The sequence below is a fragment of the Pseudomonas asiatica genome, from assembly GCF_009932335.1.
GTDB lineage: Bacteria > Pseudomonadota > Gammaproteobacteria > Pseudomonadales > Pseudomonadaceae > Aquipseudomonas > Aquipseudomonas asiatica.
Genome location: NZ_BLJF01000001.1, coordinates 1596295 through 1609385 on the forward strand (window position 1 = coordinate 1596295; position 13091 = coordinate 1609385).

Annotated in this window: 12 protein-coding genes; 5 read left to right on the forward strand and 7 right to left on the reverse strand. The window is 62.9% G+C overall.

Going from position 1 to position 13091, the window contains the following annotated elements; genetic code table 11:
• Positions 1-33 precede the first annotated feature (33 nt).
• Both GYA95_RS07505 and GYA95_RS07510 read right to left on the reverse strand, forming a co-directional pair.
• The gene (locus GYA95_RS07505) at positions 34-1278 is read right to left on the reverse strand and encodes a DUF1835 domain-containing protein (protein WP_015270015.1); all 1245 of its coding nucleotides are present in this window, start codon (positions 1276-1278) and stop codon (positions 34-36) included.
• A gap of 189 nt (positions 1279-1467) precedes the next feature.
• On the reverse strand, positions 1468-1866 hold the full coding sequence (locus GYA95_RS07510) for a tetratricopeptide repeat protein (RefSeq protein ID WP_015270016.1): 399 nt from the start codon (positions 1864-1866) through the stop codon (positions 1468-1470).
• Between the two features lie 253 nt (positions 1867-2119).
• Here GYA95_RS07510 and GYA95_RS07515 point away from each other — a divergent pair, with 253 nt between their 5' ends.
• Complete coding sequence (locus GYA95_RS07515; protein ID WP_015270017.1) at positions 2120-3745, forward strand: methyl-accepting chemotaxis protein; 1626 nt, start codon at positions 2120-2122, stop codon at positions 3743-3745.
• A gap of 108 nt (positions 3746-3853) precedes the next feature.
• Here GYA95_RS07515 and GYA95_RS07520 read toward each other — a convergent pair whose 3' ends face one another.
• The 4 genes from GYA95_RS07520 to GYA95_RS07535 form a co-directional block, all read right to left on the reverse strand.
• Positions 3854-4174, reverse strand: a complete 321-nt coding sequence (locus GYA95_RS07520; RefSeq protein WP_015270018.1) for a hypothetical protein — start codon at positions 4172-4174, stop codon at positions 3854-3856.
• Positions 4175-4321: 147 nt separating this feature from the next.
• A complete protein-coding gene (locus tag GYA95_RS07525; protein ID WP_080604860.1) occupies positions 4322-6163 on the reverse strand; it encodes a potassium transporter Kup in 1842 nt (613 codons plus the stop codon).
• A gap of 238 nt (positions 6164-6401) precedes the next feature.
• Positions 6402-7628 carry an MFS transporter gene (locus GYA95_RS07530; RefSeq protein WP_013972141.1) on the reverse strand — a complete coding sequence of 409 codons (1227 nt, stop codon included), beginning with the start codon at positions 7626-7628 and terminating at the stop codon, positions 6402-6404.
• 371 nt (positions 7629-7999) lie between these two features.
• On the reverse strand, positions 8000-8875 hold the full coding sequence (locus GYA95_RS07535) for a universal stress protein (protein WP_015270020.1): 876 nt from the start codon (positions 8873-8875) through the stop codon (positions 8000-8002).
• A 245-nt stretch (positions 8876-9120) separates the two neighbouring features.
• Between GYA95_RS07535 and GYA95_RS07540 the strand changes: the two genes are divergently transcribed.
• The gene (locus GYA95_RS07540) at positions 9121-9354 is read left to right on the forward strand and encodes a hypothetical protein (protein WP_003259758.1); all 234 of its coding nucleotides are present in this window, start codon (positions 9121-9123) and stop codon (positions 9352-9354) included.
• 96 nt (positions 9355-9450) lie between these two features.
• Here the strand turns inward: GYA95_RS07540 and GYA95_RS07545 are convergent, their stop codons facing one another.
• Positions 9451-9828, reverse strand: a complete 378-nt coding sequence (locus GYA95_RS07545) for a hypothetical protein (RefSeq protein ID WP_015270021.1) — start codon at positions 9826-9828, stop codon at positions 9451-9453.
• Between the two features lie 290 nt (positions 9829-10118).
• Between GYA95_RS07545 and pstS the strand changes: the two genes are divergently transcribed.
• The 3 genes from pstS (at position 10119) to pstA (ending at position 13081) form a co-directional block, all read left to right on the forward strand.
• Complete coding sequence (gene pstS / locus GYA95_RS07550; protein ID WP_015270022.1) at positions 10119-11150, forward strand: phosphate ABC transporter substrate-binding protein PstS; 1032 nt, start codon at positions 10119-10121, stop codon at positions 11148-11150.
• Between the two features lie 72 nt (positions 11151-11222).
• Positions 11223-12188 carry a phosphate ABC transporter permease subunit PstC gene (gene pstC / locus GYA95_RS07555; protein WP_013972145.1) on the forward strand — a complete coding sequence of 322 codons (966 nt, stop codon included), beginning with the start codon at positions 11223-11225 and terminating at the stop codon, positions 12186-12188.
• Positions 12188-13081, forward strand: coding sequence for a phosphate ABC transporter permease PstA (gene pstA, locus GYA95_RS07560; protein ID WP_015270023.1), 894 nt, complete (start codon positions 12188-12190; stop codon positions 13079-13081). Before pstC ends, pstA begins: the two co-directional genes overlap by 1 nt.
• Positions 13082-13091 lie beyond the last annotated feature (10 nt).

Consider the following 13091-nt stretch of genomic DNA (forward strand, 5'->3'; position numbering starts at 1 on the left):
ATCCACCGCGTTACCTGATCAAGCTTGAGCGGGCTATTTGCGCTGCCACACTCCGCCTTGTTCGCTGACCACCCAGGGCTTGTCCGCGGCATCGATAACCACTCCACCCACCCAGCGCTGCGCAGGGTTGTGGTCAAGCCAATGCGCCTGCCCCGCCAGCACCTGCTCGGCAAGTGCGGTCAGCCGCAACGGCCGTTGCGCCCAAGACTCGCCCGGGCCTTCCAGCAGCAGCGGGTGCGGTGCATGGATCAGGGGCTGCAGCAAAACATGGAACATCATGTCACCCAGGTAAGGCAGCGGTTCATCCTGCATCATCAACTGGGCAAACACACGTCCGGCCGGCAGCTCGCCGCGTGAGGCCAGAATGCGCAACAGCAGGCGTTCGGTGAGGCTCAAGCCGTCGTTCGCCCCCGGCAGTTCCTGAAGTTGCCGCGCAAGGGCCCGGCCCAGCAACGGCAAGGCCGTATGCTGGAGGCCCGCCAGGGCAGCCCAGGCCCTTGGGTCAGGCGCGGTATAGGCTGCCCATGTCTGGCGGGCCAGGGCCAGCACGTCCTCACCCAGCGCGCGACGTTGTGGCCATAGCCAGGCGAGCAAGTCCGGGGCCAGCTGGCCGATACCGATGAAGCGCTCGACGCCAGGTACCTGGGTGATTTCGATCAGCTCCAAGCGGCGCGGCAGGCTGGGCAGGCTGGCGAGTACGCGGATCAGGAACAGCTGGTCGTAAGCGTCACCCTCGCACCACAGCACGATCTTGCTGTCGCTGTTCAAGCCGGCCAGGGCGGTGCGCTGTGCCGCTTGGCGTTGCTCAACGTCCTGGATGCTCAGGTTGAACGCCTGCTGTATGTAAGCGGCCCGAACCTGCCAATACTGCTCCTCGGGCAGTGCGCAGACCGGCCCCATGACCATGGGGTCCTCGAACATCTGGAAGGCACCGGCAAAACCGGCCGTGCGCAAGCTGTGGGCGATGTCGTTGCCGCAGCGCCAATGCTGCACGGCTGCCTCGTCATCGGCGGTGAAGCCAGGGTGGCGTGCCGCAAAAGCGACGGCATCGGCATGGGCCTTGAGCTTGGGCCAACTGGCAAAACCGGCCTCGCGGGCCACCAGCCATTGGGTATCGGCAAGCCGGTAGTCAGGGCCAGGCAGGCCGAGTGCGCGTAGCTGCTCGCGGGTGTCGTCGGCCTTGTGGTTTTTCAGGGCGGTGAGCAAGCGTTTGGCGCGTTTGCGCAAGGCGGGCAGGTCGAGCAGGCCGTGGTGGCGGGATGCATTGATGGCGGGCATGCCAACTCCTTTGGGGCTCGGTCCGCCGACAAGCCGGGAGCTGGTATGGGAATGTGATGATGCTTGGCTCGGGAAACCCCTTGGCGCGGACCGCAGGCGCAGCCAGCGCCCTGGCGCCGACTTTACCGGGTAATGCGCGTGGGTGCAAAGAAGGTCGATGGTGGCCTGACGCGCAGCGTCCGATCGCCGTCAGTGCGCAGCCGTCGGCAGAATGCCCGAGCCCTGGGCCTTGTGCGCGGCTTCTATCAGCTGCAGGTTGCGGCTGCGCAGGGCGTGATTGTTGCCAACACGCAGGTTGGAGCGAAGCGCCAGGGTTTCGGCCTGTTCATACTGCCCTTGCTGAAGGCGCAAAACGCCAAGGTAGTGCAGCGTTGCCGGGTTGTTCGGTTGAATGTGCAGCGCACGCTCCAGCGTGGCCGCCGCCTGGTCCAGCTGGCCGTCGGCATACTGTTGCGAGGCGGTTTCGATCAGCACCGTCGAGGCATTGTTGCTGCGTGTGGGCGCGTAGCGTTCGCCGGCCAGTGCGCCCTGTGCCGTGATTGCGCTGAACAACAGGAGCAGGGCTGACAGAACAGGTGTGCTGGGCATCGGCGGAAGACTCGGCAGGGCTTGGGCGGGCCAGGTTGGAGGGCGAGGGGATGCTATCGACCGAATTGGAGCGTTGAAGTTCCCGCCTGGTCTGCTTGTTGCCCGTCGCCCGGTCTGTGCCTCGACAACATCTGTTCGGTTACCGCCCATAACCGCACTCCGGCGCCTCAAGCCTGGGGCAGTACCTCCGATAGCAGCACACCCACCGTCGAATCATCGACCAGAAGTGGTGCCAACAAGGAGTACTGCCCCCATGCTTGCCAACCTGAAGATCCGCACCGGAATGTTCTGGGTGCTGTCGCTGTTCAGCGTGACCCTGCTGTTTTCCACCGTCAGTGCCTGGCGGGCGGCGGTGGGCAGCGACCAGCAGATCACCGAACTGGACCAGACCGCGCACCAGTCGGACCGGTTGAACAATGCGTTGCTGATGGCGATTCGCGCCAGTGCCAATGTGTCCTCGGGCTTCATCGAGCAGCTGGGTGGTCATGAGGAAAGCGCCAACAAGCGCATGGCGCTGTCGGTCGAGCTGAACGACAAGAGCCAGAAGCTGGTGGACGAGTTTGTCGAAAACGCCCGCGAGCCTGCGCTGCACGCACTGGCAACCGCGCTGCAGGCCACCTACGGCGAGTATGCCAAGGCGGTCGCCGGGCAGCGTGAGGCAACCCGTCAACGTTCACTCGAGCAGTATTTCAAGGTCAACACCGACGCCGGCAACGCCATGGGCCGGCTGCAGGCGCTGCGCCAGCAACTGGTCGGCGCATTGAGTGAGCGCGGTCAGCAGATCATGCTGGAATCCGACCGGCGCCTGGCGCGCGCCCAACTGCTGAGTCTGGGGCTGCTGGGCGTGACGTTGGTGCTGGCGGTGCTGTGCTGGGCCTTTATTGCCCAGCGCGTGCTGCACCCGCTGCGCGAAGCTGGCCGGCACTTCCAGCGCATTGCCGGCGGCGACCTGAGCGTGCCGGTGCAGGGGCAGGGCAGTAACGAGATCGGCCAGCTGTTCCATGAACTTGAGCGCATGCAGCAGAGCCAGCGCGACACCCTGGGGCAGATCAGCAACTGTGCCAGGCAGCTGGACGCAGCCGCCACGGCGCTGAATACGGTCACCGAGGAAAGCGCCAACAACCTGCGCCAGCAGGGCCAGGAGCTGGAGCAGGCCGCTACCGCCGTTACCGAAATGACCACGGCTGTCGAGGAGGTTGCGCGCAATGCCATCACCACCTCGCAGACCACCAGCGAATCCAACCAGCTGGCGGCGCAAAGCCGCCGGCAAGTCAACGACAACATCGACGGCACCGAGGCCATGACTCGGGAGATCCAGGCCAGCAGCGCACACCTGGAGCAACTGGTCGGGCAGGTGCGGGACATCGGCAAGGTGCTGGAAGTGATTCGCTCGGTGTCCGAGCAAACCAACCTGCTGGCGCTCAATGCCGCCATCGAGGCCGCCCGTGCGGGCGAGGCCGGGCGCGGCTTTGCGGTGGTGGCTGATGAAGTGCGTACGCTGGCTTACCGCACGCAGCAGTCGACCCAGGAAATCGAGCAGATGATCGGGCGCGTGCAGGCGGGTACCGAAGCGGCCATGACCTCGATGCAGGCCAGTACCAGTCGTGCCCAGTCGACGCTGGACGTGACACTGGCCTCGGGGCAGGTGCTTGAGGGTATCTACAGTGCGATCGGCGAGATCAACGAGCGTAACCTGGTGATTGCCAGTGCAGCCGAAGAGCAGGCCCAGGTGGCGCGAGAGGTGGACCGCAACCTGCTGAACATTCGCGAGCTGTCGACATCCTCGGCAGCAGGGGCGCAGCAGACCAGTGAGGCGAGCAAGGCGTTGTCGGGGTTGGTGGGGGAGATGGCGGCGTTGGTGGCGCGGTTCAGGGTTTGAGGTCTGGCGGGCACCAGACTGTGGCAGTGGGCGCGCCCGCGAACACCGGCGTAGCCGGTGCCTTCCTCCGCGTCGCCCGGTTCGAGCGCACGCCATGTGTGCTTTCAGTTATCGATCGTGCTTCGAAGAGGAGCGCCCGGCCTTGTTGTGTTCCTTGGAATGGGCAATGCCGGACCGGGTAGTGCCACGGCCGTTGTCATCATTGCGCAGGCTTCCATAGTGATTGCCGCTCTCGCCATGGTTGCGGGTGGCCTTGCCTGCATGATCACTCTCGTAGCCGGCGCCATTACCGTTGAACCCACCTTTGCCACCGCCATTGCCATTACCTTTGGCATATGCGGAACCAATCGGCGAGACATCGGCAGGCAACAATGCAGTTGCGCCGAGCGCCAGGGCACAGGTAAAGACGGCTACCAGGGTTTTTTTCATGTTTGTTCGCCTCCAAAAGGCGCAGGGGAGGAAATTTGAGTGCGGATACGACATAAGGTTGCCTTTTAAGTTCCGCAGTGCGCAGCCTTTCGACGAAGCGGCTGCCAGGCCCTTTCAGTACCTGGCAGCCTCAAGCTTCATGACTGTTCAGATCTCGACCTGGGTGCCAAGCTCGATCACCCGGTTCAGCGGCAGCTTGAAGTACTTCAGGTTGCTGTTGGCATTCTTCAGCAGGAAGGCAAAAAGGTGCTCACGCCAGCGAGCCATGCCCATCTGCCTGCCTGCAATGACCGTCTCCCGGCTGAGGAAATAAGTGGTGCGCATGGGGCCGAACTCAAGGTCCGCACGCTGACAGCGGCTTAACGCCAACGGCACGTCGGGCTCCTCCATGAAGCCGAAATGCAGGCTCACGCGGAAGAAACCGTCACCAAACTCCTCGACCTCAAAGCGCTTGCCAGCGTTGACCCGTGGCTCGTCCTCGAACACGACGGTCAACAGCACCACCTGTTCATGCAGTACCTGGTTATGCAGCAGGTTGTGCAGCAAGGCGTGAGGCACCGCCTCGGGCCTGGCGGACAGGAATACGGCAGTACCGCCCACGCGGTGAGGCGGCTGGGCCTTGAGGCTGGTAATGAACAGGTCCAGCGGCAGCGAACTTTCGTCCAGCCGCTCGACGATCATCCGTCGCCCGCGCTTCCAGGTAGTCATCAGGGTGAACAGTGCAAGGCCGGCAATCACCGGAAATGCACCGCCCTGGAGGATCTTCGGCGCATTGGCGGCGAAATACAGGCTGTCGACCAGCAGGAATGCCAGCAGCATCGGCACCGCCAGCCAGCGTGGTGCCTTCCACAGCAACAGCACCACTGCCGAAGCCAGCAGTGTGGTGATCAGCATGGTCCCGGTCACGGCTACGCCATAGGCTGCCGCAAGTGCCCCGGACGACTCGAAGCCGACCACCAGCAGCACCACGCCAACCATCAGTGCCCAGTTCACCATGCCGATGTAGATCTGCCCCTGTTCCTCGCTGGAGGTGTGCTGGATGAACATGCGCGGTACGTAACCCAGCTGGATGGCCTGGCGCGTCAGCGAGAACGCACCGGAAATCACGGCCTGGGACGCGATGATGGTGGCCAGCGTGGCCAGCCCGACCATGGGCAGCAGGGCCCATTCGGGCGCCAGCAGGTAAAACGGGTTGCGCACTGCCTGCGGGTCGCCGAGGATCAGCGCGCCCTGGCCGAAGTAGTTCAGTACCAGGCCGGGCAGCACCAGCAGGAACCAGGCCCGGGCGATGGGTTTGCGGCCGAAGTGCCCCATATCGGCGTAGAGCGCTTCGGCGCCGGTCAGCGCCAGCACCACTGCGCCCAGGATCGCAACCCCCATGCCCGGGTGCAGCACGAAGAACTTCACCGCCCAGAGCGGGTTGAGTGCCTGCAGCACCTCCGGGCGCTGGACGATGCCGTGCAGGCCCAGTGCACCCAGCACGACGAACCACAGCACCATGATCGGCCCGAAGAGGATGCCGATGCGCGCGGTGCCATGCTTCTGGATCAGGAACAGGGCCACCAGCACCACCACCGACAGTGGCACGACCCAATGCTCGATACCGTCGAAGGCCAGTTGCAGGCCCTCGACGGCCGATAGAACGGAAATCGCCGGCGTGATCATGCTGTCGCCGTAGAACAGCGCGGCGCCGAACAAGCCGAGCAGCACCAGTATCCTGCCCAGGCGCTGGTAGGGCGCCGCCGCCCGATGCGCCAGGGCGGTCAGGGCCATGATGCCACCTTCGCCCTGGTTGTCGGCACGCAGGATGAACAGTACGTACTTGAGCGATACCACCCAGAGCAACGACCAGAACACCAGCGACAGCACTCCGAGTACGCCAGCGGTGTTGGCCTGTACGCCATAGTGCCCGGCGAACACCTCCTTGAGGGTGTACAGCGGGCTGGTGCCGATGTCGCCATACACCACGCCGACAGCGGCGACGAGCATGCCGACAGGGTTGGACTTGGCGGGAAGGGATTGATTTGCGATAACGGTGGACTGGCTCACGAAAGGTTTCTCTGGACTGGCGGGTATAAATGCATGCCATCCCTGAGCATCGCGCGCCCAGTATTCCTTCTGTCTGCCGGCTCAGTCGTAAAAAGAGCGTAAAAAATCAGCCAGCGCCCCAATACCTGTCAGTCAAGCAATTCGGGGCCGCTTTGCGGCCCGGCCGGCGATGGTTTGGTCAGCCAGGTTGCGCCGCCAGGCTGTTGCTGACGTTACGCCCCAGCACCAGCACCGTAGCGAAACCGCAACCCACCAGGGCCGTGGCCAGGCTCAGCAACACCGAGCTGCCCAGCTGGTCGACGATCCGACCGCCGAAGAACGAGCCCAGTGCAATGATCACCTGGAACATGGCAACGAACAGCGGCATACCACGTTCGACATCCTTGGGCGCGACAACGAACATCCAGATACTGGCGCAGGCCGGGAACGCGCCGAAGGCGAAGCCCCACAACCCGATCAGCATCGCGGCACCGGTCATGCCGGTGGCGAAGTGAGGGAACAGGGCAGTGCTGGTGCCGATCATCAGCGCTACCAGCAGCAGGGTGTGACGTACGCTGCGGTTGGCGGCGAAACCGGCGAAGATATTGCCGAATACCCCGGCCACGCCATAAAGCAGCAGCAACGAGCCAATGGTAGGCCCATCGAAGCCGGAGCTTTGCTTGAAGAAGGGGGCGACATAGGTGTACGCGGCAAAGTGCGCCAGCCCGATCAGCAACACGGCGATCAGGCCAACCCGCGCCTGTGGGTTGATGAACAGGGCCGGCAGGTCGCTGATGCGAATGGCTTTGTCCGGGTTGAGCCGCGGGAGCAACAGGATCTGCGCCAGCAGCACCGGTATGCCCAGTAGCGCGGTTATCAGGAAGGTCATGCGCCAGCCCATCAGGCCACTCAACCAGGTGCCTACCGGCACGCCCAGCACGGTGGCCAGGGTTACGCCGACCATGATGATCGAGGTGGCCTGGGCTACGCCCACGCCCTTTGGCGCCAGGCGGCCGCTGAGGGCAATGGCCGTTGCCCAGAAGCCGCCGATACTCACGCCCAGCAGCACGCGGCCGAACAGCAGCAGGTTGAAGTCGCTGGCGTAGGCTACTACCGCGTTGGCGATGATCATGATCAGCGTCAGCCCGATCAGCAGGTAGCGACGGTCCAGAGCGCCAATGCCCACCGAGAGTAGTGGGGCGGCGAGGGCGGCCATGATGCCGGGCAGGGTGACCATCAGGCCGGCGTGACCAGCACTGATGCCAAGGTCGCTGGCGACATCGTTGAGTACGCCCACCGGCAGGAACTCGCTGGTCACCAGGGCGAAAGCGCCGACGGCGACCGAAAGGATTGCCAGCCACTGCTGGCTGACGCTTTGTTGATCATGTTCGGGGAGGCCACGAGGGGCCTGGCTGGCACTTGGCATGGTATTGGATTCCAAGAGAGGGATGTCGCCTGAAGCAGGCGCAAGGAGCGGGGGAAATTTGCCGGGGATTATAGGGGGCGGTTTCGCCTGGCCAACATGCGGGTCGCTCGATAGTAATCATCAGCGCAATCGATGAAACGCCTTGCGCAGAGCGCCCGCTGTTGGATGGGAGCGCAGAGAACAAATATCGCTCGTTTGAAGCGTCCATTGTAGGAGCAGCCTTGTGCTGCGAAGAGGCCGGTACTGACAAAGCCTTTGTATTGCTTGTCCCGGCCTCTTCGCAGCACAAGGCTGCTCCTACAAAACCTCACTTAACCAATGAGTCGCCTGTCCGCGAAGGACAGGCACGTGTCCTCCACATCACATGCATCTTATGGCGATACCAGCACATCGCACTGGGATTCGTTCAGCACATGCTTGGTGACGCTGCCTATCAGCAGCTCTTCAAGCGCGCTTTCCCCTTGCTTGCCAACCACGATCAGGTCGCATTCCAGCTCTTGTTCCTGCTCGGCAATCCGCCAGGCAGGGTCGCCATGCACCACGATTTGCCGAGCATCTGCCACTCCGGCGGTTTCGCTCAAGGCCGCGAGCTGCTGGACCGCATCCTTGCGGATGACATTGCGGTAGTGAGCAAGGGTCTCATGGTCGATGTGGGCGAAACGCATGCTGCCTTCGAACGGCGCTTCGTAAACATGCAACAGAATGATCTCGGCCTGTGGGGCAATGGCTTTTGCCAGTTCGATGGAGCGCAGTGACGAAGGCGAAAAATCAACTGCAACCAGCAAGGTCCGGTAGGCATCGCGTGGCGCCTGCTTGACCACCAGCAAAGGGCAGGGCATGCGGTTCAGCATCTTCTGCACCGTGGAGCCCAGCAGCAGGCGCCGCGCGACGCTCTGGCCCTTCGCCCCGCATACCAGCAGGTCGCTGCGTTTATCCTGCACCACACGGGTGATCTCCGTGGTCACCGAGCCATGCGCTACCTGCACGCCAGCGGCGATGTCATGGCGCTGGAACAGCATTGCAGCCAGTGCGCGGATTTTTTCGCCAGCGGTATCCAGCACGCGCTTCAGCAGATCATCACCAGGTGCGACCAACTGCTTCAAGCGCTCGAAGGGGGCCGGGTTGGCAACGTACAGCAGGTCCAGCGATGCCTGCTGCGCCTTGCTCAGGTGCGCAGCGCGCTCTGCCGCGTTGCGGGCGGAGGTGGACAGGTCGGTTGCTACCAGTACGTGGTTCAGGTGGCTCATGTGGGACTCCTTATCCAAGGCCGCGCACAGTGCTCGATGGCGATGGCCTTGAGCACAATGCGCATGGCGGTTTTCGATTCGTTCCTTGCTGGCAGCCATCGTCGCGCGAACCCGGCTCAGCGGCTTGACGTGCGTCAAGGGAGCACTTCGGCTGATAGGCTCGCAGGGCTATTGCGATTGTTTGCATGAGTCAACTTGATGCTTTCCCGTAGCAGTACTAATACTAAGAGACTGCCGGGAGGGGGATGATCATGCAGATGCGCTTTGTTGTGGTTCCCGCTGTGCCGCTAAAGAAAGAGATTTACCCGCGTAGTCTTGGCTTTCCCGCAACGTTAGGGGAGGGCTATGACCTTTATGACACACAGGAAAAGCTGCGCCTGACCCTCAACTACCCCACACGTGCCGAGGCGGAATTCGTTTGCGCATCCCGCAACAGTTGCCGGGATGCCGACACGGCGGATATCGCCGGGAATGGTTGATGCTGTGGCGGACACCGGCGTAGGGGTGCCATGCATCACATTGCGTTCTTCGCGGGCACGCCCGCACAGGGATTGCGCCCGGTTCAGGGCTTGCGGTCATGCGTGCTTGAGCGCTTCCACCAATTGTGCCTTGGTCATGGTGGAGCGCCCTTTGATGTTTTTGCTGCGCGCTTCCTTCATCAGGCTTTGCTTGCTCTGGGTTTCCAGGGAGCTGCCCGATGTGCGGGAATGACCTTGGCGCGACTTCGCCGCCCGTTTGGCCGAGTCCGAGCGGGCAGTTTTCTTCTCGCTTGAGGATGTAGCCTTACCCGAGCCACCTTTCTTCTCGCCTCCACCGGACTGTTTGTTCACGGTGGCCCAGGCACGCGCTTCGGCCTGCTCTTTTGGCACGCCTTTTTGCTCGTAGCTTTCCTCGATGTGTTCGGCCTTGCGCTTCTGCTTGTCGGTGTATTTGTCCTTGTCGCCGCGTGGCATGGCACTCACTCCCGTCTGCTTTGCATGTGCGGTTGAATGCCGCGGCAACGCCAGAGTGCCCGGTGATCGACGAGCGGCGCCACGAAGCCCTGCTGCCTGCCGGAAGCAGTCATTCAATCGACACATCGAAGCCGTAGGGTTGAGACAGGAACCACTCCAGGGCTCTGGCCCCTGATGTTGCCGTGATGGCGCCGCCAGACGGCTCTACCGTGCGGCCTGCCATTCATCGGTCACAAAGCTGTAACATTGCTGCTGCAAAGTGTGCCGGCCATCACACGGAGCGCTTTTCGATGATACGCCTGATGAAATCTGCTGCACTCGCCGTTGCCGTTTCTCTTTGCGCCACTTCGGCATCCTTTGCCGCAGAGAACATCCGCCTGACCGGTTCCGGCGCAAGTTTCCCGGCACCGATCTACCTGACCTGGTTCAAGGCCTTCAGCAAGGAAACCGACGGTGTCACCGTTGACTACCAGTCCAAGGGGAGCGGGGCGGGTGTTCAGGACTTTCTGAACAAGACCGTCGACTTTGCCGCCAGCGACTCGGCAATGAAAGCCGAAGAAATCGCCAAGGTCGGCGAAGGCGTGCAGTTGCTGCCAATGACCGCCGGTGAGATCGTCCTGGCTTACAACCTGCCAGGCAACCTCAAAGGGCTGAAGCTGCCACGCGATGTGTACTCCAACATCTTCCTCGGCAAGATCACCCAGTGGAACGACCCGCAGATCGTCGCGGCCAACCCTGAGCTGAAACTGCCCGCCACCCCGATCACCGTGGTCGTGCGTGCCGACTCCAGCGGCACCACAGCGGTATTCACCAAGCACCTGTCGGCCATCAACGCTGACTTCAAGCAAGCGCTGGGTGAAGGCAACACCGTCAACTGGCCGGCCAGCGACAAGTTCATCAAGTCGCCGAAGAACGATGGCGTAACCGCCACCGTCCGCCAGACCCCAGGCGCCATCGGCTACATCGAATACGGCTTCGCCAAGCTGGCCAAGGTCGACTTCGCCCAGCTGCAGAACAAGGCCGGCCAATACGTCGTGCCGAACGCCGAGAGCGGTGCCGAGGCGCTGGCTGCGGTGAAGATGCCGGAGAACCTGGTGGCCTGGCTGCCTGACCCGGACGGTGCCAAGTCCTACCCGATCACCTCCTACACCTGGATGATCTTCCGCAAGGACAACGGTAACCCGGCCAAGGCCAAGGCCATGCGCGAAATGGTCGAATACAGCCTGACCGAAGGCCAGAAGATCGCCGACTCGATGGGCTACATCCCGCTGCCAGCGTCGGTTGTCGATCAGGTACGCAAAGCGTCGGCCAACATTCAGTAACACGTCCAGGCGCTCCCGGTGTGGTCTGGCGGCCATGCCGGGTGTGTTTGCTCTCTGTCCCGGAACTTGCCCATGAACACTCCTTTTGCCATCCCGGCTAACCCCGACTCCGCGTGCCAGCCACCGTCTGCGAAAGACTTCCTGGTTGATCGCACCTTCCGTGCGCTTGCACGCATCGGTGTGGTGCTGGTGCTGGCGCTGGTCTTCGCGCTGGTCTACGAAGTGGGCCGCAAGGCACTGCCAGGCATCGAGAAGCACGGTTTTGACGTGCTGTTCGGCAGTGTCTGGGACGTCAACCAAGGCAAGTACGGTATTCTGCCAGCGATCTGGGGCACGCTCTACAGCGCCCTTATCGCCCTGTTGATCGCCGGTTTCTTCGGCGTCAGCATGGCCATCTTCCTCACCCAGGACTTCCTCCCGGCCCGGCTGGCGGCGGTGTTCCGCACCATCGTCGAGCTGCTCGCTGCCATCCCCAGCGTCGTCTACGGCCTGTGGGGGATCTATGTGGTCATCCCGGCCATTCGCCCGCTGACCACCTGGCTGAACAGCGAGCTGGGCTGGATTCCCTTTTTTGGTACTTCCCTGAGCGGCCCAGGGCTGCTGCCTGCCGCGCTGGTGCTGGCGATCATGATTCTGCCGACCATCGCCGCCGTTTCGCAGGACGCCCTGACCAGCGTGCCAATGAAGACCAAGCAGGCCGCCTACGGCCTGGGCGCCACCCACTGGGAGGCCATTCTCAAGGTAATGGTGCCATCGGCAGCCACCGGCATCTTCGGTTCGCTGGTGCTCGGCCTGGGCCGTGCGCTGGGTGAAACCATGGCGCTGGCCATGCTGGTGGGCAATGCCAACAACATTTCCCTGTCCTTGTTCGCCCCGGCCAACACGCTGGCGGCCTTGCTGGCCCTGAACTTCCCGGAGGCCGGCCCGAACGAGGTCGAGGTACTGATGTACGCCGCACTGGTGCTGATGTTCATCACCCTGTTGGTGAACGTGCTCGGCTCGATGATCATGCTCTACGCCCAGCGGGGTAACAAATGATGACCAACCTCACCACCCCTGCAAACGCGTTGCCCAGCCTGCAGCGCAAGCTGGAAGGCCGTTCCCTGCGCAGCCTGTTGTTGACCACGCTGGCATGGTTCGCGGCACTGGTGGCCAGCGTGCCGCTGATCTCCGTGCTGTACATGCTGATCACTCGCGGTGGCGCACGCCTCAACCTGGAGGTGTTCACCGAGCTGCCACCCACCGGCTTCGAGATGGGCGGGGGCTTTGGCAACGCCATGGCCGGTACTTTCGTCATGGTCGGCATTGCTGCTGCCATCGCCGTCCCGGTCGGTATCCTGGCCGCGGTGTTCCTGGCCGAACTCGGCCCGGACAGCAAGCTGGCCAACACCGCGCGCTTTGCCGCCAAGATGCTCACCGGCCTGCCGTCGATCCTGGCTGGCGTATTCGCCTATGCCCTGGTGGTGATGACCACCGGCACCTACTCCGCGCCGGCAGGTGGTGTGGCCCTGGCGGTACTGATGCTGCCCATCGTCGTGCTGACCGCTGAAGAGTCGATGAAGATGGTGCCCAAGATCATGAAGGATGCCGCCTACGGCATGGGCTGCACCCGTGCCCAGGTGATCTGGAAAATCGTCCTGCCCACCGGCCTGCCGGCCATCCTGACCGGCGTCATGCTGGCCGTGGCCCGTGCCGCCGGCGAGACCGCGCCGCTGCTGTTCACCGCGCTGTTCAGCAACTACTGGATCCTGCATGACGGCGATCTGGCGGTCATGAACCCGACGGCCTCGCTGGCCGTACTGATCTACAACTTCTCCGGCATGCCATTCGACAACCAGCTCGAGCTCGCCTGGGCGGCCTCGCTGGTACTGGTGATGATCGTGCTGGTAATCAACATTCTGAGCCGAGTATTCGGCAAGCCCAAGTATTGAGAAAGGGAGC

Excerpts from the sequence above, each read along its gene's own strand:
- GYA95_RS07505 (WP_015270015.1), bottom strand. The coding sequence starts at position 1,278 with ATGCCCGCCATCAATGCATCCCGCCACCACGGCCTGCTCGACCTGCCC.
- GYA95_RS07510 (WP_015270016.1), bottom strand. The coding sequence starts at position 1,866 with ATGCCCAGCACACCTGTTCTGTCAGCCCTGCTCCTGTTGTTCAGCGCA.
- GYA95_RS07515 (WP_015270017.1), top strand. The coding sequence starts at position 2,120 with ATGCTTGCCAACCTGAAGATCCGCACCGGAATGTTCTGGGTGCTGTCG.
- GYA95_RS07520 (WP_015270018.1), bottom strand. The coding sequence starts at position 4,174 with ATGAAAAAAACCCTGGTAGCCGTCTTTACCTGTGCCCTGGCGCTCGGC.
- GYA95_RS07525 (WP_080604860.1), bottom strand. The coding sequence starts at position 6,163 with ATGCTCGTCGCCGCTGTCGGCGTGGTGTATGGCGACATCGGCACCAGC.
- GYA95_RS07530 (WP_013972141.1), bottom strand. The coding sequence starts at position 7,628 with ATGCCAAGTGCCAGCCAGGCCCCTCGTGGCCTCCCCGAACATGATCAA.
- GYA95_RS07535 (WP_015270020.1), bottom strand. The coding sequence starts at position 8,875 with ATGAGCCACCTGAACCACGTACTGGTAGCAACCGACCTGTCCACCTCC.
- GYA95_RS07540 (WP_003259758.1), top strand. The coding sequence starts at position 9,121 with ATGATCATGCAGATGCGCTTTGTTGTGGTTCCCGCTGTGCCGCTAAAG.
- GYA95_RS07545 (WP_015270021.1), bottom strand. The coding sequence starts at position 9,828 with ATGCCACGCGGCGACAAGGACAAATACACCGACAAGCAGAAGCGCAAG.
- pstS (WP_015270022.1), top strand. The coding sequence starts at position 10,119 with ATGATACGCCTGATGAAATCTGCTGCACTCGCCGTTGCCGTTTCTCTT.
- pstC (WP_013972145.1), top strand. The coding sequence starts at position 11,223 with ATGAACACTCCTTTTGCCATCCCGGCTAACCCCGACTCCGCGTGCCAG.
- pstA (WP_015270023.1), top strand. The coding sequence starts at position 12,188 with ATGACCAACCTCACCACCCCTGCAAACGCGTTGCCCAGCCTGCAGCGC.